Source organism: Streptomyces durhamensis, from assembly GCF_000725475.1.
In the GTDB taxonomy this organism is placed as follows: Bacteria; Actinomycetota; Actinomycetes; order Streptomycetales; family Streptomycetaceae; genus Streptomyces; species Streptomyces filipinensis.
Genome location: NZ_JNXR01000224.1, coordinates 1 through 202, shown reverse-complemented (window position 1 = coordinate 202; position 202 = coordinate 1). Strand labels below are relative to the sequence as shown.

Here is a 202-nt window from a genome sequence, read left to right as displayed (position 1 = left end):
GGCGTTGTTCGCGGTCGAGGTGGCGTTGTTCCGGCTGTTGGAGTCGTGGGGTGTGCGGCCGGACTTTGTGGCTGGTCACTCGGTGGGTGAGATCGCGGCTGCTCATGTGGCGGGTGTGCTGTCGCTGGAGGACGCGGCGAAGCTGGTGTCGGCGCGTGCGGCGCTGATGCAGGCGTTGCCCGTGGGCGGGGCGATGGTCGCC

The 202-nt window shown here is 69.8% G+C and carries 1 protein-coding gene; it reads left to right on the top strand.

Annotated elements, in window-relative coordinates; genetic code table 11:
• Positions 1-202, top strand: a 202-nt coding sequence (locus tag IO33_RS45555) for an acyltransferase domain-containing protein (protein WP_037687717.1), incomplete at both ends; no start/stop codon positions are given.